Genomic DNA, 25608 nt, shown 5'->3' on the forward strand with positions numbered 1-25608 from the left:
TACAAAATTTATTAGGTTAGAATGAGCTTTCAAACCATCAAGTATTTTTCGACTTCCCGTGCGACTTCTCGACCCTCGTTGATCGCCCATACGATGAGGCTTTGGCCTCTTCTGGCATCGCCTGCAGCGAACACTCCTTCTACGTTGGTTTTAAACTCACCGTATCTAGCAGAAACCCTTTGGTTGACTGCTTTCACACCAAATTGGCTTAATAGAGGCTGTTCAGTACCTTCAAAGCCGATTGCGATAAACACAAACTGAGCTGGCCATACTTTTTCAGTGCCTGGGATTTCTTTAAAATAATACCTACCTTCTTCATCCTCTAGTTTCTCCATTTGGATGGTGTGAAGCTCTTTAAGATTCCCATTCTCATCAGCGACGATTTTCTTTGATTGTATCGAGTATTGGCGTGGATCTTCCCCAAATTTGGTCTCTGCTTCCTTATAAGCATAATCCATGGTAAAAACGTTTGGATAAGCTGGCCATAAATTATCAGCTGTACGTGCACCAGGTAATTGCGGATGTTTGCCGAACTGAACGACACTGCGGCATTTTTGACGAAGCGCTGTTGCCACACAGTCGGCACCTGTGTCCCCGCCGCCGATAACGATGACGTCTTTATCCTCTACATTGATAAATTGACCATCCTCAAAATTTGAATCTAGGAGACTTTTTGTTGCTAGCGTTAAATAATCCATCGCAAAGTGGATTCCCTTTGCTTCCCGGCCCTCAATCACTAAATCCCGCTGCCTTTGGGCTCCTGTACAAAGGATGACCGCATCGTACTTTGCTTGAAGTTCTGCAGCTGTGATGTCTTTGCCCACTTCTGTATTGGTAACAAAGTCAATGCCTTCCTGAGTCAATAAACGAACCCGGCGTTCTACTACTTCCTTTTCAAGCTTCATGTTCGGAATTCCATACATCAGCAAACCACCTGGACGGTCGGCACGCTCATAAACCGTAATGGAGTGGCCAGCTTGATTAAGCTGATCAGCTGCTGCCAAACCAGCAGGGCCGGAACCGATAATCGCCACATTCTTACCGGTCCGTGACCTTGGAATCCTTGGTGTAATCCATCCGTTTTCAAAGCCTTTATCGATGATCGCTAGTTCAATATTCTTGATTGTAACCGCTGGGTCGGAAATCGCCAATGTACATGAACCTTCACATGGAGCCGGACAAACCCTTCCTGTAAACTCAGGGAAATTATTTGTCTTCAACAGCCGATCAAGCGCTTCTTTCCATCGGCCGCGATACACTAAATCATTCCACTCTGGGATCAGATTGTGAATCGGACAGCCTGATGTTGCTCCTTGAATCTCCATGCCGGTATGACAGAAGGGGATGGAGCAATCCATGCACCGCGCCCCCTGTATACGTAACTTTTCATCAGAAAAAGGAACCGTATATTCTTTCCAATCGTTTTGGCGTGTTAGCGGATTTCTTTCTCCCACTTTTTCGCGGGAATATTCCATAAATCCCGTTGGTTTCCCCATTGTTCCTCTCCCCTTTCTTAGCGGTTTGCAGCTTCCTGCTGTTTAGATGATTGTGTTTTTGCAGAGGAGTTCGCTAAAAAGGCGCTCATTACTGCTTCTTCTTCCGATAATCCTGCTGATTTTTGCTCTTCAATCAAATGTATCATCCGTTTATAATCTTTCGGAATGACTTTGACAAATTTTCTAACACACTTTTTCCAGTTTTCGAGAACACAGCTTGCCTTTACACTTTGAGTGTAACGGAAATGGTTTTCGATTAACTGTTTTAGCTCATCCTGATCGGTCGCAGTTGATACCGATTCAAATTCAATCAATTCTTGATTACATAAATGCTTAAATGCTTCCATGTCTTCTGCTAAAACGTAGGCAATTCCGCCTGACATTCCAGCTGCAAAATTTTTGCCGACATCACCTAAAATAACAACACGCCCGCCAGTCATATACTCACAGCCATGGTCGCCAACTCCTTCAACCACCACATTGACGCCGCTATTCCGAACCGCAAAACGTTCTCCAGCACGTCCGTTAATATAAGCTTCACCGCTTGTTGCCCCGATAAAGGCGACATTTCCAGCGATGACGTTTTCTCCAGAGGCGAATTTCATATGCTCATCTGCTCTGACTATCATCTTTCCGCCAGACAAACCTTTACCAACAAAATCGTTCGCGTCCCCGGTAAGTTCAAGCGTCATTCCTTTTGGTACAAAGGCACCAAAACTTTGACCGGCAGAACCGGTAAATCGTAAGGTAACGGTATCCTCCGGAAGTCCATCTTCACCGTAACGTTTGGAAATTTCACTTCCAACAATCGTACCAACCACGCGATTAATATTCGTAATCGGGAAGCTTAAATCGACAGGTGTCCCCTGCTGTAAAGCTGGTTGAACAGCTGGAAGAATTTCTTTGATATCAAGTGATTCGTTAATTTTATGATTTTGTGGACGCTTGAAGGTGCGGTGTCCATCAGGCCTATAAAGTAACGATGTTAAATCCAAATGCTGTGCCTTCCAATGCGTTTTTGCCCGCTCACTTACCGTTAACACATCTGCACGGCCGACCATTTCCTCAACACTTCTGAAACCAAGTTCAGCCATGATCTCACGCACTTCCTGTGCAACGAAACGCATAAAGTTAACAATATAATCAGCTTCACCTGTGAACTTTCTGCGAAGCTCAGGATTTTGAGTGGCAATTCCAACCGGACATGTATCCAAATGACAAACACGCATCATGACACAGCCAAGGACGACCAGTGGTGCTGTCGCAAAGCCAAATTCCTCCGCTCCAAGCAAGGCTGCCATCACAACATCCTTACCTGTCATCAATTTTCCGTCTGTTTCAAGCACAACCCGATCACGTAAACCATTCAGCATAAGCGTTTGGTGTGCCTCTGCTAATCCAAGTTCCCAGGGCAATCCGGCATGCTGAATGCTTGTTTTCGGTGATGCACCCGTTCCGCCATCGTAACCGCTGATAACAATCACATCGGCTACTGCTTTTGCCACACCTGCAGCAATCGTTCCGACCCCACCTTTGGAAACAAGCTTTACGCTGATACGGGCATCACGGTTTGCATTTTTCAAATCATGGATCAGCTGCGCCAAATCCTCGATGGAGTAAATATCATGGTGCGGCGGCGGTGATATTAAGCTAACTCCCGGCGTTGCCCCACGAACGTCGGCAACCCATGGATATACTTTCGAACCCATCAACTGGCCGCCTTCACCAGGCTTTGCACCTTGTGCCATTTTTATTTGCAGCTCTTCTGCATTTACAAGGTAATGACTCTTTACACCAAAACGGCCGGAAGCAACCTGTTTGATTGCACTTCCTCTATTGTCGCCATTTTCATCTATACGTGAGCGGCTTGAATCTTCCCCGCCTTCACCGGAATTGCTTTTTCCGCCTAATCGGTTCATGGCAATGGCTAATGTTTCGTGCGCTTCCTTACTGATGGAACCAAACGACATTGCACCTGTTTTAAAGCGGCGCACAATCGAATCGACTGATTCAACCTCTTCAATCGGAACAGCTGGAAGCGAACCATTGAAGGAGAATAAGTTGCGTAGGAAGCCTAGTCTTTCTTCATTTGCCTGTGTGGAGAATTTTTTAAATAATTCATAATCACCCTTACGGCAAGCCCATTGCAAAGTGTGGATGGTTCCAGGATTAAAGGCATGATGTTCACCATCATGTCTCCATTGAAAGTTACTGCCTGACTCTAAAGTCTTGTCAGTTGTTTCAGTAAAAGCTTCACCATGACGCAGCTTCGCTTCCTGGGCGATAGAGTCTAAACCAATTCCGCCAAGCTGGGAAACTGTTCCTGTGAAGTAGGTGTCGATGACATCAGAGCTGATTCCAACTGCTTCAAAAATTTGTGCACCACGGTAGCTTTGCACGGTTGAAATCCCCATTTTTGACATGACCTTCACAATACCCTCAGTCATGACATAGATATACTTCTTCACCGCTTCTTGATAGGTGAATGGTAATGTTCCTTCCTCAATCGCTTGTTGATAGGTAGCGAACGCAAGATAAGGGTTAATCGCATCAACACCATATCCGAGCAGCACCGCAAAATGATGAACTTCTCTCACTTCGCCTGTTTCAACAATAATGCTTGCCTTCGTTCTTAATCCTTCACGAATCAAATGTTGATGAAGGGTACTCGCTGCCAATAAAGATGGAATGGCAACTCCTTTTGCATTCATATTACGGTCAGACAGGATAATCAAGCTTACTCCGCCTGCAATGGCTTTGTCTGCTTGACGGCAAATTTCGTTAAGGCTATTTTCTAAATCCTCTGCGAACAGGATGTCGATCACTTTGCTTTTAAAAGACTCGTTCGTCTTTAAATCTACAAGCTGGCTGTTGGTTAGGATAGGTGTCTCCAATTGAATCCGACGGCAATTTTCTGCTGATGGATGAAGTAAATTCCCTTCTGCTCCTAAATAGGAAATGGTTGAAGTGACAATGGCTTCACGAATTGAGTCAATCGGCGGATTGGTTACTTGAGCAAATAATTGCTTAAAGTAGTTAAACAAAGCTTGTGGCCGGTCTGATAATACAGCAAGCGGCATATCATTTCCCATCGCTCCGAGCGGATCCTTGCCTTCAGTCACTGCTGGAAGGATATATTTTTGAATATCTTCGTACGTATAACCAAAGGCCTTTTGAAGGGTCAGTAAATCAGCCGGGGTCTCTCCCTCAGCCTCTTCTCTAACTTCCAATCGATCAAGCTGTTCATTTAGCCATTGCTGATATGGCTGTTGACTCGCCAACTGTGATTTAATTTCCTCGTCGGAAATGATTCGTCCTTCTTCTAAATCAATCAAAAGCATTTTTCCTGGGCGCAAACGCTCTTTGTACAATACCTTTTCAGGCTCTACATCGATAACGCCAACCTCTGAAGAAAAAATAATATAATCATCTTCTGTAACATAATAACGGGCCGGACGCAGGCCGTTCCGATCTAAAATCGCACCGATTTGTTTCCCGTCCGTGAAAGAAATAGCGGATGGTCCATCCCAAGGCTCCATTAAGGAACTGTGATATTCATAAAAAGCTCGCTTTTCCTCTGTGATATGAGGATTTTCAGACCATGGCTCTGGGACAAGCATCATCGCTGCATGCGCTGGCTTTCGCCCGGCAAGCACTAAAAATTCAAGCGCATTGTCTAGAATTGAAGAATCACTTCCATCTGTATCAAGGATTGGCAGAACTTTTTCCAAATCCGTTCCAAATGCCTCTGAAACGAATTGACTTTCCCGTGCCTTCATCCAGTGAATGTTGCCCTGAAGTGTATTAATTTCGCCATTATGAATTAAATACCGGTTAGGATGTGCTCTTTCCCAGCTCGGAAATGTGTTTGTACTAAAGCGTGAGTGCACTAAAGCAAACGCAGAGACAAAATTCTCATCCTGCAAATCCAAATAGAACTTATCAACTTGTTCAGGTGTTAACAGTCCTTTGTAAACAATGGTCTTGCTCGAAAGGCTCGCAAAGTAAAACCGATGTTCAGATTCTTTTGCCCATTTTTCTGCTTGTTTCCGAATCACGTACAACTTCCGTTCAAATGCTAATGAATCCGTATTTTCTCTGTCACCAACAAATAACTGGCGAATAACAGGACAACTTTCCTGTGCTGTTACCCCTATTGTTTCTGCATTGACCGGAACCGTTCTCCAGCCAAGCACCGTTTGCCCCTCTTGTTCGACCATTTTATTGATATAGTTTTCAATTTCTTTTCGTTCACCGTCATTCTTAGAGAAAAACAGCATCCCTACGCCGTATTCCCCTTTTTCAGGTAAATTTATTGATGAACATTCTTGACGGAAAAATTGATCCGGTATTTGAACCATAAGTCCAGCGCCATCGCCTGTAAGCGGGTCACTCCCCTGTCCTCCGCGATGATCCAATTGACAAAGCATTTTTAGTCCTTTTGCCACAATATCATGTGTGGCATTTCCTTTTATGTGAGCATACAAGCCGATTCCACAGGCATCATGTTCAAATTCTGGACGGTAGAGACCTTGTGCTTTTGGTAGTTGATGGTACGTCATTTCAAATCTCTCCCTGTTTGTTGAATTATCGATATATTTATATGAACTATTTTAGGTTTTCTAATTAATACAAACAATATATAATTTATATCAAATCAATCTAATTTTTATATAAATAAAAGGAGGAATAACAATGGAGCTTCGTCAATTACGTTATTTAATCGAAGTTGCGGAACGGCAGCATGTTACAGAGGCGGCGGACAATTTAAACGTGGCACAATCAGCCGTTAGCTATCAAATTACCAAACTGGAAGAGGAGCTAGGGGTTAAGTTATTAGAAAGGGTCGGCAGGAATATTAAGATTACACAGGTCGGAAATATTTTTTTAGAATTTGCAAAAGGTGCTTTAAAAACATTAGAAGAGGGCAAGGAAAAAATAGAAGAATATCTCAATCCACTAGGAGGAACGCTTCATATTGGATATCCTTCAAGTCTCTCCATCTATTGGCTGCCAAATCTTATTTCGGCTTATAAGGAAGTTGCGCCAAATGTTAATTTCCATTTGCGGCATGGCTCCTATGCCTACTTAATTGATGCAGTAAAAAACGGAGAAATCGATTTAGCCTTTCTCGGCCCTGTCCCCATGAAGGAACCAGATTTGGAGGCTAAAATTTTATTTATGGAAAATATCGTTGCATTAATTCCTGAGCATCACCCCTTGGCTGATCGAAAAAGTCTGTATTTAAGTGACTTACGGACAGATCGATTCGTCTTATTTCCAGATGGATATATTCTGCGAAAAATTGCTGTAGATGCCTGTCATGAGGCTGGCTTTGAACCGAACATTGCGTCCGAAGGGGAGGATATGGATGCATTAAAAGGACTTGTATCAGCAGGTATCGGAGTTAGCCTATTACCTGAAAGTACTTTCTATGATTCTGTCCCCCGGTTCACCGTCAAAGTACCGATTGAGACACCAAAAGCCATGCGCACAGTTGGGGTTATTATTCCAAAACATAGAGACATTGCACCATCCGAGAAGAATTTCTATGAATTCCTCATCCAATATTTCAGCAGGTTGGAACAGTATAAACTATAAAGGGGACGGTTCTTCTGGTCTTTTTTGACCAGAAGAACCGTCCCCTCGTTTTTTTAAAATTTAGACCGGATAAACAGCGTGTTTTCTTTCTGAGAAAATGAGATATTTTGATGAATACGCCTCAAAACGATTTACAAGTTCCTTACGTAATGAGTTTGCTGGGATAATACCGTCAATCACCATTTCGGAAGCCAAATTATAAATATCAATATCCTCTTTATATTCTTCACGTTTTTGTTCGATGAAAGCTGCTCGCTCCTCTTCGGGAAGCGCAGCAATTTTATTCGCATAAACGGCATTAACAGCGGCTTCTGGTCCCATAACAGCGATGGATGCTGAAGGCAAAGCAAGACAAGCATCCGGTTCAAATGCAGGGCCAGCCATTGCATAAAGACCAGCGCCATAAGCTTTACGTACGATAACAGAGATTTTTGGCACACTTGCTTCAGACATCGCTGAAATCATTTTCGCACCATGGCGAATGATTCCTGCCCTTTCTACCTTTGTACCAATCATAAATCCAGGCACATCAACTAGAAACAAAAGTGGAATATGGAAGGCATCACAAAGATTGATAAATTTTGCGGCCTTATCTGCTGAATCGTGGAATAATACCCCGCCTTTAACACGCGGCTGATTGGCAATAATTCCGACAGGTTTTCCGTCCATGCGTGCAAGTCCAGTTATAAGTTCGCCAGCAAATAGTTTTTTTATCTCAAAGAAGGAGCCTTCATCAATAATCCCACCAATTAGATCATGCATATTAAATGGTGAATTTTGATTAACCGGAATCAGTTCTTCTAATGGTTTCTTCAATTCTTTAGGATCCACTGCCTCACGAACTGGCGGTTTCTCTGAAAAATTAGCCGGAAAATAAGAAAGATAGTTTCTAGCCATTGAAATGGCTTCCTCTTCATTTTTCGCAAGAACATCACCGCAGCCCGAAACCGAACAGTGCATGCGAGCTCCGCCCATTTCCTCCAGGGTTACATTTTCACCAATAACCATTTCAGCCATTCTTGGTGAGCCCAGGTACATTGATGCATTTTTATCAACCATAATGACAATGTCACAAAATGCTGGAATATAGGCTCCGCCAGCAGCAGATGGTCCAAACAGAATACAGATTTGAGGAATTTTACCCGAAAGTTTTACTTGATTGTAAAAGATTCTTCCTGCACCACGACGCCCTGGGAACATTTCCACCTGATCCGTTATCCGTGCTCCGGCTGAATCTACTAGGTATAATAATGGCACTCGCAGCTTTTCAGCCGTTTCTTGGATTCGAATGATTTTTTCTACGGTACGAGCTCCCCAAGAACCAGCTTTAATGGTTGAATCATTGGCCATCACACAGACTGTCTGGCCATTGATCTTGCCCATCCCTGTCACAACACCATCTGCAGGAAGATCCCCCGCCATACAGTTGGCAAATAGACCCTCCTCTAGTTCAAGGTCAGAATCGAATAATAATGATAAACGGTCGCGGACGAATAGTTTTCCCTGCTCTTGGTTTTTCTCGTGATATTTAGGAGGTCCACCCTTTTTAATTTGTTCAACTCTATCATTTAAAGTTTGTTGGAGAGGTTTCATATCCACAGTCATTTTTCCTCCTCGATTCATGTAAGTTTCTTATTCTCCAATATAATTTGGAGTACGTTTCTCTTTAAAAGCCTGTAATCCTTCTAACCGATCTTTTGTTGGAATCGTCACTTCATAAGCATTTTGCTCGATTGCTAGACCGGTGTTTAGATCAACATCATAGCCTTTATCTATTGCGAACTTTGCTTGTGTAACGGCAATTGGACCATTTCGAACAATTTGTCGTGCAATTTCTAATGCTCTATCTATTAAGCTTGCAAAAGGAACGGTATATTCTACTAATCCAATCTCAAGGGCTTCGTTTGCATCAATTCTTCTAGCAGTGAAAATGAGCTCTTTGGCACGTCCCTTTCCTACTAATCTTGGTAATCGCTGAGTTCCACCAGCACCAGGAATAATTCCCAGTGATGTTTCCGTAAGACCAAGCTTAGCAGTTTCAGAGGCAATACGGATATCACAAGCGAGCGCTAGTTCAGTTCCCCCGCCAAAAGCAACGCCGTTTACAGCTGCTATGACCGGTTGGGGTAATAATTCTAGAGAGTTGATATTTTCGCGGATTAAAGAAACCGTCTTCCTCACTTGAACACTATCCATTCCAGCTCTTTCTTTTAAATCAGCTCCTGCACAAAAAGCTTTCTCCCCAGCACCTGTAATGACGATACAGCGGACTGCTCGATCATATTTACATGTAAGAAGAACATCACGGAGACCCTCTAACATCTCTATTGATAAAGCATTGGCAGCTTCTGGCCTATTTAAAGTAATCATCACGATTCCGTTTTCCATCTTGTTAACTAATATGGTTTTACTCATCATTTCACCTACTTCACATGGTATTTCCAAGCTTTCCGCTCAGTTGGGCGCTTGCGGCTTGGAAACTTTTACTAGGTAATGTTCTGCCAATCTTCTCCTGAATGAATTGGGATGCATGAAGTAACTTTTGCTGATCAACTCCTGTATGAATTCCCATTCCGTGAAGCATATAGAGTAAATCATCTGTCGCTACATTTCCTGCTGCTCCAGGTGCATACGGACAGCCTCCCAATCCGCCAAGGGAAGAATCAAAAGTGGTAATCCCCATTTCTAATGAAACTAAGATGTTAGCCAATGCTGTTCCCCTTGTATCATGAAAATGCATGGCTAACTTATCTGCTGGAAATCTTTTTAATAAAACTTCCAAAACTTCTTGAACTTGCTTTGGATTTGCGACACCAATTGTATCCCCGAGAGACAGCTCCGCAATCCCCATTTCAAATAATGCTTCGGAAACTCTTATGACCGCTTCTATATCAACATGACCCTCATATGGACAGCCAAAAACAGTTGAAACGTAACCTCTGCTGAATTTACCTGCTGAAATAGATTCTCTGGCCAAATCTCTTAACACAGGGAAAGTCTGTTCAATACTTTTATTGATATTTTTTAGATTATGAGTTTCACTTGCTGACATAAACAATGCTACTTCATCAATGTTCGCTTGTAACGCCCGTTCCAAACCTTGAAGGTTTGGAACAAGTGCTGTATAGGTGACACCAGGCACTTTGTTAATGCCCGTTGCAACGGCAACTGCGTCTGAAAGTGCCGGAATCCATTTTGGATTAACAAAAGAGGTAATTTCAATATGTTTTAGTCCACTATCTGACAATTGATTAATCCAAGTGATTTTATCCTCAGTTGAAATAAAAGTTTTTTCGTTTTGTAATCCATCACGAGGACCAACCTCTTTAATTGTTACACCTGCAGGCCACTTCATTGCTCCATCTCCTTTCCACCTTACTTCCAGGCTCTATTCAACTTCTACAATGACGTCGCCTTCATTTACAAAATCGCCTTCATTCACTTTTACTTCTCTCACCGTTCCAGCGAATTCAGCTTCAATCGGAATTTCCATTTTCATCGATTCTAAAATCACAACATCTTGACCCTCTTCTACCTGATCTCCAGCTTTAACTAAGACCTTCCATACACTTCCTGCCATACTTGCAATGATTTCACTCATGTTTATTCCTCCTATTTTTGCGAATTTGTTTTTTTCGTTTTTATATACTTGCTGACAAAGTCTGTTGTCGTATCACCTAAATGGAAAGCCGAATGGGCAATAACCTCTTTCAGCATTGGGATATTTGTTTTAATACCTTCAATATGATAATCAGCTAATGCAGCATGCAGGCGATTTATTGCCTCTTCACGATTGCTTCCTTTAACAACTAGCTTAGCAATCATTGGATCATAAAAAGGAGTGACTACGGATTGACCGTGAATAGCTAATTCATGTCTTACTCCAGGTCCGTTCGGCAACTCTAAATTTGTTATTTTCCCAGGTGAAGGGAAAAATGTTTTGGGATCCTCCGCGTAGATTCTAACCTCAATGGCATGCCCCTCACGTTTTACCTCTTCTTGAGTAAAATTAAGAGCTTCCCCTGCAGCAATTTGCAATTGTTGTTCAACTAAGTCTAAACCGGTAATTTCTTCCGTAACCGGATGCTCCACTTGCAAACGGGTATTCATTTCAAGAAAGTAGAAATTTTGCTCTTCATCAACTAAGAACTCGATGGTTCCTGCATTTTTATACCCTATTGATTTCGCCGCTTTTACTGCAGCCTCCCCCATCTTGGTACGGGTTTTTTCGGTAATAAACGATGATGGGGCTTCCTCTACGACTTTTTGATGACGGCGTTGGACCGAACATTCACGTTCCCAAAGGTAAACTGTGTTACCAAAACCGTCCGCTAAGATTTGAATCTCAATATGTCTTGGATTTTCAACAAATTTTTCGATATACATCGCGCCATCGCCAAAGAAATCAGTAGCGCGCTTTTGGTTCCCCGCAAAGGCTTTTCGGATTTCATCCCCGTTTTGGACTACCTGCATTCCAATTCCACCACCCCCGGCAGAGGCTTTTAGCATAACGGGATAACCGATACGGTCTGCGACTTCTACGGCTTCCTCTGCATCTCCGAGCGGGTAGGTAATCCCTGGAACGACAGGAACACCTGCTTCCTCCATTACTTTACGTGATTCAATCTTACTTCCCATTTTAGAAATAACCCCTGGAGAAGGTCCGATGAAAACAAGGCCAGCTTCTTCACAACGGCGGGCAAATTCAGCATTTTCAGAAAGCAGGCCATATCCCGGGTGGATTGCCTCCGCCTCTGATGCATGAGCGACCTCTAGAATTTTATTGATATTTAAATAGCTTTCTGCTACCCGAGAACCTCCAATTAAATAGGCTTCATCTGCCAGTTTTACATGTGGAGCATCACTATCAGCTTCGGAGTAAACTGCAATCGTTGTGATCCCTAAGTCTTTGCATGTACGGATTACACGAACAGCAATTTCACCGCGATTAGCAATTAAAACTTTTTTGAACATGCCTTTCCACCCTTTCTATCTTCTATCTAAATAGGTCCAAAGGTCATTTGCTTCATTAGAAACTTAACCTTTTACCGTTGAGGAGATATGTAATATTCTAAATGGAACCAGTTATTTGCCAATCATTTTCCTGACAAATAACTGGTTTTAATTACTAACTATTTAACTGATGCTTTTTCAGCAAGTAGTTTTTGTATTTGTGCTACGGTAGCTGGATCTTCTAATCCTGTAATGTCACCTTGAACCTTTCCGGATACAACAATTTCCTTTAATAGACGGCGCATGATTTTTCCGCTGACTGTTTTCGGCAGCATATCAGTAAAAATAATAGATTTTGGAGCTGCAATCTTACCAATTTGTTGAATAATCTGATCATTTATTTGTTGTCTTAATTCTTCTGTTTCTTGATAGCCATCAGCGAGACGAACAAATACGAGCGGAACTTCTCCTTTAATTTCGTCAGGGATTCCAATGATAGCTGTTTCAGCAACACCCTGAATTTCTAGTACAGCGCTTTCCATCTCCATGGTACTTAAACGATGTCCTGCTACATTAAAGGCATCATCTGAACGGCCAACTACCCATAAATATCCATCATCATCTATTAATGCCAGGTCGCTGGCATAATAGCAGCCATCTACTTGGCTAAAATAGGATGCGTAATATCGCTCAGGTTCTTTCCAAAGAGTTCGGCATAGCATCGGAAATGGTTTTCGTATAACCAGATTTCCTAACCTGCCAGGTTTAACAGGATTGCCTTCTTCATCAACTACATCCATAACAGCACCTAAAAAGGCAGTACCCGCGGCACCCGGTTTCATGGGTGTCAGCCAAGCTGCTCCAGCTATTGGCGATCCCGCTGTTTCGGTTTGACCCCAAGTATTATTGATATATACCTTTTTCTTTCCTAAAACATCATAGGTCCATTGCCAGGTTTCCGGATCGAAAGGTTCACCCACAAGTGAAATGACATCGAGACAAGATAAATCAAATTTCGCTAACGCTTTTTCTCCCATACTTTTTAACATTCTTAATGCTGTCGGGGCAGTAAACAGTTTGTTTACTCTGTATTTTTCAATGATTTGATAAAAACGGTCTTTTGTTGGATAATCAACTGCCCCTTCAAAGACAACGGTTGTTACACCGTTCGCTAAGGCACCTGTAATCCCCCAAATATGCATGGTTAACCAGCCAATATCCGCGGTGCACCAGAAGACATCGTCATTACGGTGATCCATATGATACTTCGCATATATGTAATTCTGAATGATAAAAGCCATACCGGAATGCACGACACCTTTTGGTTTACCTGTCGTACCGCTAGTATAAAACACAATACCACTCTCATTAGCTTCTATTCTCTCAGGTTCACAAACGATGCTTTGTGCATTTGTCTGCTCATGCCACCAGTAATCCCGGCCTTCTTTCATTTGAACCTCTGATCCCAATCGATCTACAACAATAACTGCTTCAATAGATGGAATAGATGGTACAACATTATCAACTTTTTCTTTTAAAGAAATGAGTTTACCCCTGCGTTCAGTTGCATCCGCAGTGATCAATACTTTGGGCTCAAAATTAATAAGTCGGTCTGTCAATGATTTTTCGGAATAACCTGAGAAAATCGTATTGTAAATGGCACCAATTCGAAAACAAGCTAAAACAGAAATAATGGCTTCGGCTAGATTCGGAAGAAAAATAGCAACACAATCACCTTTTTTCACACCAAATGATTTAAGAACATTCGCAAATCGATTCACTTCAGCAAGAAGCATATTATATGTGTAAAATTTGGTGTCCCCGTTTTCACCTTCCCAAATGAGAGCGGTCCGGTTTCCAGCCCCATTTGCTATATGCCGATCAAGTAAATTTACACTTGGGTTACTAATGCCGCCTGAAAAAAAGCGAAAATCGGGAAGTTGCCCACTAATGGTTTCATTCCATGGTTCATACCAATCAAGTTCACGTGCTGCACGATCCCAAAAGGCCGCAGGATCTTCTTGGGATAATTTAAGAAGTTCTTGAAAAGCTTCGTTGCTCCCAATGGAGGTTGAACGCACTTTTTCTTCTGCAGGATAAATTAGTTTGCTATTTGAAACCACTTGTAAAATTCCACTGATATCCATGTCATGACCCCTTTACAATTTTTAGTTAATACCTATAAAATTCATTAACATCCAATTTGTTTAGCAATGACCATTCGTTGAACTTCAGATGTTCCTTCGCCAATTTCCAAAAGTTTTGCATCACGGAAGAATCGCTCAACCTGATATTCCTTCATATATCCATATCCGCCATGAATTTGAACGGCCTGATCACAGGCACGCATGCATATTTCTGAAGCAAATAATTTCGCGAATGCTGCTTCCTTTTTAAAAGATCGTCCTTGATCCTTTAACCAAGCTGCTTTGAAAACCATATTCCGGGCTAATTCGATATTCATTGCCATGTCGGCTAATTTAAATTGGATTGCCTGGAAGTTAGATAAACTTTTTCCAAACTGTTTTCTTTCTTTTGCATATTGAAGAGCTTTATCATAAGCTCCTTGTGCAATTCCTACAGCCATGGCACCGATTCCAATCCTACCGCCATCAAGAGTAGCTAAAAATTGCTTGTAACCGTTTCCAATTGTTCCTAACAGATTTTCTTGAGGAATTCTTACATTTTCTAGGATAAGTTCTGTTGTATTTGAGGCATGCAGACCCATTTTTTCATAGTTGTCGATTACAGTGAATCCTGGAGCGTTAGTAGGAACAATAAATGCGCTGATACCGTTGATTCCTTTTGAGCGATCTGTTACCGCTGTCACTGCAAGGTGATTGGCATAGCTTGCGTTTGTAATAAAACATTTGGATCCGTTAATAATCCACTCATCTCCATCAAGAACTGCTGTTGTTTGGGTTCCTCCTGCATCGGATCCTGCATTCGGTTCAGTCAATCCAAATGCTCCGAAGGACTCTCCAGTACAAATTGGTGTTAAGTATTTCTCTTTTTGCTCGTGGGTGCCAAATAAATTAAGAGGGGCCCCTCCTAATGAAATATGTGCTGAATATGTAATGCCTGTTGATGCACATACACGACTAAGTTCTTCAACAACAATTGCAAAGCTGATTGTGTCTGCTTCTCCACCCCCATATTGTTCAGGGAAAGGAAGACCCATGATTCCTAAATCTGATAACTTTGAAAAAGCTTCCTTAGGAAAATCCCCCGTTCTATCACGTTCATCTGCTCCAGGAGCAACTTCTGCATCAGCAAAATCTCGAATTACACTGCGTATCATTTCTTGTTCTTTCGTTAAATCAAAATTCATTATCTACAACCCCTTTCCAAATATTCTGATTGTTTTTAGTAAAAAAATTTCTAATCTAAATTACTCTTAATGACCATTTTTTTGCAGCAAATCTCAATCTCTCCTAAAACTCTTTTGCAGACCCCCTATCAATACTATCGAAATTTTCATATAATCAGAATATAACTATTAGGAGAATAATGCTATGTTCATTTCCATGAATATTAGAATGAAAAATTTGTGACTTTTACACAAAAAACTAAAAATGAATCAAACGTAAAAATAAAAATCCAATTGCGTAGGGAAAGGATGATGATGATGCAAGATACATTAACTCATAGGCAGCTAAAGTCCTTAATCCATGTGTCCAACGTTATCAATTCCAAATTAGATATTGATACCATTTTTGAATCAATCATGAATGAAACAATCTCTGTCGTTGAAGCTGCTGGGGGAGGCTCTATATGGATTTTTGACAAAAACCAGAATCGACTCATCGCAAAATCAGCTCAAGGATTATTTTATCCACAGATTTTCAGGCAAATTAAACTAGTTAGCGGTGAATCCATGACGGGGATGGCTTTTGCAGCAAAAAAGTGTCTCATTTTTTGGGATGAGTTAGAAGTTAAACAGGCACTGTCTACATTAACTCCGGATAACAGAGATTTATTAGACAGGGCAATTCCGAGTAACTTTCATTTTACTTCTGTCATTTCTTCACCAATTTTACAAAAGGGAAAATGCATTGGCGTAATTACATTGGACTCTTTTGAACAATCTTTGCAGTTTAAGCAAGAGGATATTAATCTTCTAGAAGCGATTGGCCATCAGGCCGCGGTTGCTTTGGAAAAATCCAGTCTTTATAATGAAAAGGAATTAATGGTTCGAAAGCTTTCCCATTCAATTGAAATACATAGAAACCTATCCAATCTTGTTGTAAATGGAGAAGGAATTCAATCAATTATGGACTTAATACATAAAACAATTGGACAGCATCTGCTTCTCTTTGATGAGATTGGAGAACTTAAGGCTTCTGCCTGCCATTCGAATTTTTCTGTTGAAATGACCGAGTATATGAAAGCGTATGCAAAACAAATTATTCTAACACTAGAAAACTCACATACCATTTCTGAAATAACGATAAATGATGATACGTATCACTTGGTTGTATTATCGCTTGGGTCCAAACTTAAGTCTCTAGGCGGGCTCATTATCCTTTCTATGCAAAAAATGAATGAAGTGGATATCGCAGCTCTTGAACATGCATGTACTGTCATTTCGCTTGAACTGGTAAAAGAGCAAGCCGTTTTTGAAACACAGCAGCGATTAAGAGGGGAATTCGTGACGAAGCTGTTTACAGGACAAATCGATGAAGTACTCATTCAGAAAGCAAAAAATTTAAACTTTGACCCTAACTGGAACTATGTTGCCCTTATTATTAATTTTGAAGATAAGTTAGACGAGCAAAAGGTTTTTGGTGATTATGTTATCAGGAATTTACTCCATATGGTCAATATGCCATTACTTGGGGGGAACTCTCAAGTTACGGCAGTAAGGGATGAGAATCAAATTGTTGCTCTTCTATCCTTGCAATCAAAAGTTTCTTCGTTCAATATTGTTGCTGAAATAAAAGAACTTGCAAGAAAGTTACAGCTGCAGATTAAAAATAAATATAGTGAGATAGACGTATCGATTGGTATTGGAAGAATGAAGCAAGGGCTTACCCTTGTCCATGAGTCATTTGTAGAAGCGACAAAGTGCATAAAGTTTCTCAAAAACTATCAATTTGATCATCGAATTCTTAGTTATACAGACCTTGGCGTTCAAAGGTTTATTTTACAAAATTCACAGGAAGAGTTGCTTGATTTTATCCAAGAAGTATTAGGTCCTCTAATTCAGTATGAACAATCTAGAAAAGGCGAATTGTTAAGCACACTGATTGTATATTTAGACCAAAATCAAAACATCAAGAAAACGGCTGATTCTTTACATATTCATACAAACACCTTAAGCTATCGTTTAAAACGAATTGAGGAAATTCTATTATCGGACTTGAATGATAGTCAAACATTATTTAATATTCATTTAGCAATAAACATCTATCAATATATAAAAGATAAAGACACCTTACAGAAATACAATAGCTAAAAAACTGAAAGATCCTCATAAGAAGAATGTATCATTGAGACTAACCCAAAAGTTTTAGTAACTATTACTTTTTGGTTCAGTCTTTTTTAGTTTATAAACTATCCCCAATGAAAAAACTAAACCAAACCATTCATTTTGAATGTGTTTGATTTAGTCTCTTTAAATGTATTTAGCGGCGGAAGGTTATAGGACTCCTCCATTACTTTCAATCACTTTTTTATACCAATGGAAAGATTCTTTCCTTCTTCTTTCCAGTGTTCCACTTCCGTCATCGTTCTTATCGACGTAGATGAATCCATAGCGCTTGGACATTTCACCAGTTGACATACTGACTAGGTCAATACACCCCCAGCTTGTATAACCCATCAGTTCCACTCCATCCTCAATTGCCTCTCCCATCGCCCTCACATGTTCGCGTAGGTAATCAATCCGGTAGTCATCATTGATGGAACCATCTTCTTCCATTTGGTCATACGCCCCTAAGCCATTTTCTACTACAAATAGCGGAACCTGGTATCTTCCATAAAGTTTGTTTAAGCTGATACGTAAACCCACAGGGTCTATCTCCCAGCCCCAGTCACTTGCCTTTAGGAATGGGTTTTTTACTCCTCCAACAATATTTCCTTGTGCTTTTTCCCCTTCAGACTTTTCTTGTTTATCCGTACGGGACATGTAATAACTTAATCCAATATAATCCACTGTACCTTCTTTGATTATATCCAGGTCACCTTCATGAATCTCTAATCTAATATTTTTCTCCTTAAAGAAACGCTTAATAAAGGCTGGATACTCACCGCGCACATGGACATCAGCACAGAAATAATTAAACAATTCCTCTTCTCTTAAGGCATAGATAATGTTTTCCGGATTGCTATCGTAAGAATAAACAGGTGCAAACAGGATCATGCAGCCAATTTTTGCATCATGAATCATTTCCTTACAGGCTTTTACTGCGATAGCACTGGCAACAAATTGATGATGGAAGGCCTGGAATGTCTCCTGGTACCGGTCTTCTTCTCTTTTGGGAGAAAAGCCCATGCTCATAATTGGCATCTTCAAGGCACCATTGATCTCGTTAAAAGTCATCCAGTATTTCACTTTATCCTTATAACGCTTAAGAATAACATTGGCATATTTTTCAAAGAAAGTAACAACCTGTCGATTCCTCCAGCCCCCAAATTCTTTTACCAGGTGAAGCGGCATTTCATAGTGGGAAATCGTCACTACCGGTTCAATTCCATGCTTTAGTAACTCATCAAAAACCCGGTCGTAAAAAGCCAAACCTTCTTCATTGGGTTCCAGCTCATCACCATTTGGAAAAATCCTTGTCCAAGCAATCGACATCCGAAACACTTTAAAGCCCATTTCGGCAAACAAAGCGATATCTGCTTTGTAACGATGATAAAAATCAATGGCTTCATGATTTGGATACGTGTATTTTTCGCGATTGATTTCAAAGTTAAAACCAGCAGACATTAATATTTTAAGGCGCTCTTTTCCACCTGGCAGAACATCGGCAATATTTAAGCCCTTATTCCCTTCATTAAATCCACCTTCTATCTGGTTCGCTGCCGTTGCACCGCCCCATAAAAAACCTTCAGGAAACAATATCTTTTGTGAATCTTTCATTCTTTTAATTCCTCCTAGCTTAAAACCAAGGGGACGGTTCTTCCGGCCCTTTTAGGCCGGAAGAACCGTCCCCTTGGTTACCCTTGGTTATAAAAAATAGTATTCCCATGATTGGAAAGATTATATAAGGAAAGGAAAAGAAGCAGGGGTCACCTAATCATGATCCCTGCTTCTTTTTTTGTGCCCCTGCCAAGGAATATAATTATACCATGCCTAAAGCAACTGTTCATAATTGTTAGGAATTATAGTTTTGTACTTTTTCAAATTCAAACTGTTTGCGTAACCTCTTCTTCCCTGTGTTGTGTAACAATGGATTCAAGGAAATATGCCTTTTCAAAGCCGTCCCGGGTAGCGTCACCAAGGGAACTATAGCCTGCTGCATCTCCTAAAACAAACACATTATTCATCTGGGCCCTTAAAGTCTCCTCTAATGGGTTATACGCCTCCACACCCATAGCAACAATGACATACTCTGATTCTAATTCTGAGTGTTTCCCAGAAACTAAGTCCTCCACGATAATACTGCTCGGAAGTATTCTTTCCAATTTGTGGTCTGTAACAACGTTTACATTTACTAGTTTAAGCTTCTCAAGAAGTCTTAATCTCGTTTCAGCTCCAATTCTTTTGCTGGCTTTCGTAGGAATTTCTACATATGTGACCTCATTACCAGCTTCCGCAAGACGACGAGTAGTTCCATGACAGATCATACCACTTCCTACAACGGTTATTTTACTATTAGTAAATTCTTTTTCTTGTAATTTTACATCTTCATACGTATATACATGTTCTATATCATTACCCTCGACCTGTGGGAGCTTTGGTCTTCCGCCTGTTGCCAAAAAAACAGCATAAGGATTGAAAGATGTGATTTCTTCAACGGTAGGCTCTGAATTCATACGAACATCAATATTTAAACGTTTCATTTCGCTACTTAGGTAATTAATGTGCCATGTCATTTTCTTTCTATAAATTGGGTCAGTTACAAGATGCAGTTGACCACCAAGTTTATTATCCTTTTCAAAAAGAATAACCCGATAACCTTTTAATGTTAGAATTCGTGCTGCTTCCATTCCACCTGGCCCACCACCAACGATCACAACATGACGTTTTTCATCAGAAGGAAGGTGCTGAAGTTCCTTAAACTCTAGTTCTCGGCCTGCTCTAGCATTGATGGAACAAAGAACGTGTGAGTTACCCATAACTGAATGGATACAATGGAGACAGTTAATACATTTTCTTATTTCCGCTTCGCGTCCTTCCATTGTTTTGTTTACCCACTCAGGATCAGCGATTAATCCCCTTCCTATGGTCACAAAGTCTGCCATCCCCTCAGATAAAATGTTTTCTACAAATTGTGGTTCACGAATTGACCCAACGGTGATAACTGGAATATTGACTTCTTTTTTTATCTCCTCTGCTAGATAGACTCTCCAGCCTTGTTCAAATAACGGGGATTCAATTATCTTGTCCATAGAGTCATAGGTTCCGCAACTAATATGCAGTCCATCTACTCCTAGTGTTTCTAAGTACCGACTAATATCCTTACCTAACTCTAAATCTATTCCACCTTCAATAAATTCATCGACACTGAGACGAACAGTTACAGGGTAATCCTTACCACACTTTTCTCTAATACCAACAATGATTTCCTCGATAAATCTCATTCGATTCTTAAAGCTTCCCCCGTATTCATCCGTACGTAAATTTGCCTCAGGGCTTAAGAACTGGTTAATTAAATAACCATGTGCACCGTGGACTTCAACACCATCAATGCCAGCCTGCTTACATCTTATGGCGCTCTGAACAAATTTATTTACTAGCTCTTTTACTTCTGCTGTTGTCAATTCCCGAGGTTCTTCACCTACTGCAGCACAGGCAATGTTACTAGGTGCAACGCTTTGTTTACCATTAATTAACGAAGAATTTGACTGTCTGCCTGCGTGATGAACTTGTACAAAAACCTTCGCTCCATATTTATGTACCGTCTTAGCGAGTGCGTGTATTCCTGGGATGAAAACATCATCGTCCAGCCTTACTTGCCTAACAAATCCTTTCCCGTATTCATTATCGATACAGGTAAATTCAACAATAATTAATCCAGTCCCGCCCTTAGCCCTTTCTTCATAATACTCAATTAGTTGATCAGTGACTTCCCCTTCCGGACCAGCTAGGTTCGTTCCCATGGGCGGCATGACCACTCTGTTTTTCAATGTTAGATTGCCTATTTTACCTTGTTTGAATAAGTTTGGGTATTGCATTTTGACCCTCCCTTTTAAGTTTGTTTGTGAAATAATTCACAAGTACTATTAAAAAATTAATCACACTTTTTATTTTAATGGAAGTTGACTGAAGTTTTTGTCCCTTCATATGATCGTTTAGTGACAATTGTATGTAAAATTTTTAAAAAATAGGGTCTGTTAAAGACAGATGTTGATTTTTCTCATGGAAATCCTTATGAAGGACTAAACTCAATGAGTAATCTTCTGATTTGTCTTTTATCATGCTTATGAAGGACTAATCTCACTGGGAACTCTCCTGATTTGTCTTTCATCACGCTTATGAAGGACTAATCTCATTGGGAATTCTCCTGATTTGTCTTTCATCACACTTATGAAGGACTAATCTCATTGGAAATTCTCCTGATTTGTCTTTCATCGACCTTTTATACCATTGTACTAATAATCAACAATGAAATTTAACAAAGCTAAAAAATAAAAAAAGTACCTGTCACCACTCGATGGGTAGTGACAGGCAAAGAAGTTCCGGGTTTAGTAACTTTAAATGCCTATTTTTTGAGCTTTCTTCAACTTAAGGTCGAAGCGATCTGCATTCATTACCTTGACCCAAGCAGCTATAAAGTCACGTACAAACTTCTCTTTGTTATCATCTTGAGCATAAACTTCTGCTAGAGCACGTAAAACAGAGTTTGAACCAAACACGAGGTCCACTCTAGTTGCAGTACGCACTACTTTACCTGTTTTACGATCACGACCTACATATACGTTCTCTTCTACAGGCTTCCACTCTACTCCCATGTCAAGCAAGTTCACAAAGAAGTCGTTAGTGAGTGTGCCTACACGATCAGTGAATACACCGTGTTCTGTGCCACGATGGTTTGTACCTAAAACACGCATACCGCCAACAAGTACAGTCATTTCTGGTGCAGTAAGGTTTAGAAGTTGTGCCTTGTCTACTAGTAGCTCCTCTGGGCTTACACTATACTGCTTCTTCTGATAGTTGCGGAATCCATCAGCGACAGGCTCTAGTACCGCAAAGCTCTCTGCATCAGTTTGCTCTTCTGTTGCATCTCCGCGTCCAGGAGCAAAAGGAACTGTAACATCAAAGCCTGCATCACGTGCAGCCTTTTCTACCGCAGCACTACCACCTAGAACAATTAAATCGGCAAGGCTAACTCGCTTATCTAACGTACTTTGAATGTCTTCCAGTACATGAAGCACTTTTGCAAGCAGTTCCGGTTGATTCACTTCCCAATCCTTCTGTGGAGCAAGACGGATACGGGCACCATTAGCTCCACCACGCATATCTGAGCCACGGAAGGTACTAGCTGAAGCCCAAGCAGTTGTTACTAACTCGCTGACTGAAAGTCCTGAATCTAGGATCTTTGCTTTAAGCTCTGCTACTTCCCCATCTGTTAATTGATAATCAACAGTTGGTACAGGATCTTGCCAGTTAAGATCTTCTTTAGGAACCTCAGGGCCTAGATATCTTGCTTTAGGACCCATGTCACGGTGAAGAAGTTTGAACCATGCACGGGCAAATACGTCGGCAAATTCTTCTGGATTCTGATGGAAACGACGAGATATCTTTTCATATTCGGGATCATAACGTAATGCCATATCCGCAGTGGTCATCATCGTTGGAACTTTAACGGATGGATCTTCTGCATCCGGTGCAAGATCCTTCTCATCAGGATTTACTGCAAGCCACTGATAGGCACCTGCAGGACTCTTTGTAAGCCACCACTGATACCCAAATAATAAATCAAAGTAACCATTGTCCCACTGTGTTGGATTAGCAGTCCAAGCACCCTCAATACCGCTAGTGATAGTATCATGACCTTTACCACTGCCGTGTGTGCTTAACCAACCTAAACCAAGTGCTTCAATAGGAGCAGCTTCTGGTTCTGGACCAACATGAGCAGCATCTCCTGCACCGTGTGCTTTACCAAAAGTATGACCGCCTGCGATTAGTGCCACAGTTTCTTCATCGTTCATACCCATACGTGCAAAGGTTTCACGTATGTCGCGAGCACTTGCAATCGGATCTGGTTTACCGTTCGGACCTTCTGGGTTAACATAAATAAGACCCATCTGAACGGCAGCAAGTGGATTTTCTAGATCACGATCTCCTGAGTAACGATTATCACCTAGCCATTCTGTTTCAGTACCCCAGTAAATGTCTTCTTCTGGATGCCAGATGTCTTCGCGTCCTCCTCCAAAACCAAACGTCTTACCCCCCATGGATTCAATGGCTACATTACCAGCTAGAAGGAGCAGGTCAGCCCACGAAATCTTGTTGCCATACTTTTGCTTAACCGGCCATAATAGCCTGCGAGCTTTATCAAGGTTGCCATTGTCAGGCCAGCTGTTAAGTGGAGCAAAACGCTGTGCACCAGCTCCACCACCGCCTCTTCCGTCGGTATTACGATAAGTACCAGCAGCGTGCCAAGACATACGGATAAACAATGGACCATAATGTCCATAGTCAGCAGGCCACCAATCTTGACTGGTTGTCATTAGATTCTGAAGATCCTGTTTAAGTTCATAGTAGTCTATTTTTTTAAATTCTTCAGCATACACAAAGTCTTCTCCCATAGGATTAGATTTTCTGTCATGCTGATGGAGAATATTCAAGTTTAACTGGTTTGGCCACCAATCTCGATTTGATGTACCGCTAGATTTGTTACTAGTAGCGCCTCCGTGATTAAACGGGCACCCGTCTGTTTTAGCATTGTTATTAACGTCCATACTTCTTCCCCTCTCTTTGTAAAATAAGTAACAATAATTATTCTTCTAATGGTAGGAAAACAAACTGGATGACAATAATTATTCTATATTCTATTCTACTAATCTATTACTAAAAATTGAAAAAATAACCATCATAATCACAAATTTGTAACATTTAAGAATTCTTATGATGCCTTCAATCTTAAGAACAATAATTATGACGATATTATGATAACTTTTACAGGTCAGCTAATTTAAGCATATAAAAAATAGCTGGGCTTTTACTTGCCAACCTATTTTCAGTTAGCATAACAGGTAAGTTGATAGGTTCTAGAAAAACGATTCGGAGAATCCTACAGAAATATTTTAAAGTAATAGAATGTAAGCAATAGTCTAATTATGAGTGAACGCTGCTTCTTCTTTTAGCGGTCCTCAGGCTCTCATCTCTCACGAATAACCTATTTGAACAGTTATCCACTAATCTAGGGGTTTTATAAACAATAAAAAAGACCGCAGGTGTGAAAACACCAAACAGTCTTATATCCCGTAACATATTTATTATATCATTTCCCGACAGAAGACACCCTCTTCAATCGTGCGAAGAGTTAAGTCCAACGATAAGGGGGAGATGAATGTCGGTTTGGCGATAGCCAAAATTTCCCCATCATGGTATATTAAGAACATATATTCCCCTTAAATGTGAGGTGAAAACAATGTTAATCAACAAAGCATATAAGTTCCGTATATATCCAACTCAAAAACAGGAAATCCTTATTGGAAAAACAATTGGATGTTGTCGTTTCGTATTCAATCGCTTTTTGGGACAAGTGGAATGATTAATACAAAGAGACCGGAAAAGGATTAACCTACAATTCCTGTTCCGCTGAATTAACGCAGTTGAAAAAGGAATTAGCATGGCTAAAAGAAGTTGATAGCATTGCCCTTCAATCCTCATTAAAAAACCTTGCTGATTCATATTTATGATTTTTCAAGAAGCAAAATAAAGCACCACGTTTCAAATCTAAAAAAAATATAAAGGTACAATCTTACACAACAAAAGAAACAAATAAGAATATTGCCATTATAGGCAACAAAGTCAAACTACCGAAACTCGGTCTTGTTCGCTTTGCCAAAAGTCGTGAAGTAGAAGGTCGTATTATTAACGCTTCTGTTAGACGAAATCCAAGCGGAAAATACTTTGTGTCCATTCTTACAGAAGTGGAAGCGAAACAGTTAGAAAAAACAGGCTCTTTCGTTGGTGTTGACTTAGGACTGAAAAACTTTGCCATTCAATCAAATGGTGAAGTTTTTGGTAATCCTAAATGGCTTCATACATTGGAAAAGAAGTTGGCTGATGCCCACCGTGTCCTTTCCCGAAGGCAGCAGCTAGCATTGAAAAGAAAATGTAAATTGGATGAAGCGAAAAACATCCAAAAGCAAAAACGAAAAGTAGCTCGTATCCATGAGAGAATCAAAAATGCAAGAACAGACTACTTGCAAAAAG

The 25608-nt window shown here is 40.7% G+C and carries 14 protein-coding genes and 1 pseudogene; 3 read left to right on the forward strand and 12 right to left on the reverse strand.

Going from position 1 to position 25608, the window contains the following annotated elements; translation table 11 throughout:
* Positions 1-29: 29 nt before the first annotated feature.
* A complete protein-coding gene (gltD, locus tag CHI06_RS23765) occupies positions 30-1496 on the reverse strand; it encodes a glutamate synthase small subunit (protein WP_095251042.1) in 1467 nt (488 codons plus the stop codon).
* A 17-nt stretch (positions 1497-1513) separates the two neighbouring features.
* Positions 1514-6058 (reverse strand): glutamate synthase large subunit, encoded by a 4545-nt coding sequence (gene gltB, locus CHI06_RS23770; RefSeq protein WP_095251043.1) that lies wholly within the window; start codon positions 6056-6058, stop codon positions 1514-1516.
* 133 nt (positions 6059-6191) lie between these two features.
* Between gltB and CHI06_RS23775 the strand changes: the two genes are divergently transcribed.
* Entirely contained in the window at positions 6192-7097 is a 906-nt protein-coding gene (locus CHI06_RS23775) for a LysR family transcriptional regulator (RefSeq protein WP_095251044.1), read from the forward strand.
* Between the two features lie 60 nt (positions 7098-7157).
* On the opposite strand, the gene CHI06_RS23780 is transcribed toward CHI06_RS23775, so the two are convergent.
* The 7 genes from CHI06_RS23780 to CHI06_RS23810 form a co-directional block, all read right to left on the reverse strand.
* The gene (locus CHI06_RS23780; RefSeq protein ID WP_179292762.1) at positions 7158-8690 is read right to left on the reverse strand and encodes an acyl-CoA carboxylase subunit beta; all 1533 of its coding nucleotides are present in this window, start codon (positions 8688-8690) and stop codon (positions 7158-7160) included.
* Positions 8691-8729: 39 nt separating this feature from the next.
* Positions 8730-9512, reverse strand: a complete 783-nt coding sequence (locus tag CHI06_RS23785) for an enoyl-CoA hydratase (protein ID WP_095251045.1) — start codon at positions 9510-9512, stop codon at positions 8730-8732.
* Between the two features lie 13 nt (positions 9513-9525).
* Positions 9526-10452: a hydroxymethylglutaryl-CoA lyase gene (locus tag CHI06_RS23790; RefSeq protein ID WP_095251046.1), complete on the reverse strand. Its 927-nt coding sequence runs from the start codon at positions 10450-10452 to the stop codon at positions 9526-9528.
* Positions 10453-10485: 33 nt separating this feature from the next.
* A complete protein-coding gene (locus tag CHI06_RS23795; RefSeq protein WP_095251047.1) occupies positions 10486-10698 on the reverse strand; it encodes an acetyl-CoA carboxylase biotin carboxyl carrier protein subunit in 213 nt (70 codons plus the stop codon).
* An 11-nt stretch (positions 10699-10709) separates the two neighbouring features.
* Complete coding sequence (locus tag CHI06_RS23800; RefSeq protein WP_095251048.1) at positions 10710-12071, reverse strand: acetyl-CoA carboxylase biotin carboxylase subunit; 1362 nt, start codon at positions 12069-12071, stop codon at positions 10710-10712.
* A 158-nt stretch (positions 12072-12229) separates the two neighbouring features.
* The gene (locus CHI06_RS23805; RefSeq protein ID WP_095251049.1) at positions 12230-14197 is read right to left on the reverse strand and encodes an acetate--CoA ligase; all 1968 of its coding nucleotides are present in this window, start codon (positions 14195-14197) and stop codon (positions 12230-12232) included.
* Positions 14198-14241: 44 nt separating this feature from the next.
* Positions 14242-15381 carry an acyl-CoA dehydrogenase gene (locus CHI06_RS23810; protein WP_095251050.1) on the reverse strand — a complete coding sequence of 380 codons (1140 nt, stop codon included), beginning with the start codon at positions 15379-15381 and terminating at the stop codon, positions 14242-14244.
* Positions 15382-15678: 297 nt separating this feature from the next.
* On the opposite strand from CHI06_RS23810, the gene CHI06_RS23815 reads away from it, so the two are divergent.
* Entirely contained in the window at positions 15679-17508 is a 1830-nt protein-coding gene (locus CHI06_RS23815) for a helix-turn-helix domain-containing protein (RefSeq protein ID WP_179292761.1), read from the forward strand.
* A gap of 183 nt (positions 17509-17691) precedes the next feature.
* On the opposite strand, the gene CHI06_RS23820 is transcribed toward CHI06_RS23815, so the two are convergent.
* From CHI06_RS23820 to katG, 3 genes are all read right to left on the reverse strand, one after another.
* Complete coding sequence (locus CHI06_RS23820) at positions 17692-19137, reverse strand: glycoside hydrolase family 1 protein (RefSeq protein ID WP_095251052.1); 1446 nt, start codon at positions 19135-19137, stop codon at positions 17692-17694.
* 266 nt (positions 19138-19403) lie between these two features.
* Positions 19404-21395, reverse strand: a complete 1992-nt coding sequence (locus CHI06_RS23825) for an oxidoreductase (RefSeq protein WP_095251053.1) — start codon at positions 21393-21395, stop codon at positions 19404-19406.
* A 519-nt stretch (positions 21396-21914) separates the two neighbouring features.
* Positions 21915-24125 carry a catalase/peroxidase HPI gene (gene katG / locus CHI06_RS23830; RefSeq protein WP_095251054.1) on the reverse strand — a complete coding sequence of 737 codons (2211 nt, stop codon included), beginning with the start codon at positions 24123-24125 and terminating at the stop codon, positions 21915-21917.
* 692 nt (positions 24126-24817) lie between these two features.
* Here katG and CHI06_RS23835 point away from each other — a divergent pair.
* Positions 24818-25608, forward strand: a pseudogene (locus CHI06_RS23835) (RNA-guided endonuclease TnpB family protein); the annotation flags it as partial.

It is taken from the genome of Bacillus sp. 7884-1 (assembly GCF_002272245.1).
In the GTDB taxonomy this organism is placed as follows: Bacteria; Bacillota; Bacilli; order Bacillales; family Cytobacillaceae; genus Neobacillus.

Excerpts from the sequence above, each read along its gene's own strand:
- CHI06_RS23815 (WP_179292761.1), top strand. The coding sequence starts at position 15,679 with ATGCAAGATACATTAACTCATAGGCAGCTAAAGTCCTTAATCCATGTG.
- CHI06_RS23790 (WP_095251046.1), bottom strand. The coding sequence starts at position 10,452 with ATGAAGTGGCCTGCAGGTGTAACAATTAAAGAGGTTGGTCCTCGTGAT.
- CHI06_RS23810 (WP_095251050.1), bottom strand. The coding sequence starts at position 15,381 with ATGAATTTTGATTTAACGAAAGAACAAGAAATGATACGCAGTGTAATT.
- gltB (WP_095251043.1), bottom strand. The coding sequence starts at position 6,058 with ATGACGTACCATCAACTACCAAAAGCACAAGGTCTCTACCGTCCAGAA.
- CHI06_RS23785 (WP_095251045.1), bottom strand. The coding sequence starts at position 9,512 with ATGAGTAAAACCATATTAGTTAACAAGATGGAAAACGGAATCGTGATG.
- CHI06_RS23795 (WP_095251047.1), bottom strand. The coding sequence starts at position 10,698 with ATGAGTGAAATCATTGCAAGTATGGCAGGAAGTGTATGGAAGGTCTTA.
- CHI06_RS23775 (WP_095251044.1), top strand. The coding sequence starts at position 6,192 with ATGGAGCTTCGTCAATTACGTTATTTAATCGAAGTTGCGGAACGGCAG.
- CHI06_RS23825 (WP_095251053.1), bottom strand. The coding sequence starts at position 21,395 with ATGCAATACCCAAACTTATTCAAACAAGGTAAAATAGGCAATCTAACA.
- CHI06_RS23805 (WP_095251049.1), bottom strand. The coding sequence starts at position 14,197 with ATGGATATCAGTGGAATTTTACAAGTGGTTTCAAATAGCAAACTAATT.
- gltD (WP_095251042.1), bottom strand. The coding sequence starts at position 1,496 with ATGGGGAAACCAACGGGATTTATGGAATATTCCCGCGAAAAAGTGGGA.
- CHI06_RS23780 (WP_179292762.1), bottom strand. The coding sequence starts at position 8,690 with ATGAAACCTCTCCAACAAACTTTAAATGATAGAGTTGAACAAATTAAA.
- katG (WP_095251054.1), bottom strand. The coding sequence starts at position 24,125 with ATGGACGTTAATAACAATGCTAAAACAGACGGGTGCCCGTTTAATCAC.
- CHI06_RS23800 (WP_095251048.1), bottom strand. The coding sequence starts at position 12,071 with ATGTTCAAAAAAGTTTTAATTGCTAATCGCGGTGAAATTGCTGTTCGT.
- CHI06_RS23820 (WP_095251052.1), bottom strand. The coding sequence starts at position 19,137 with ATGAAAGATTCACAAAAGATATTGTTTCCTGAAGGTTTTTTATGGGGC.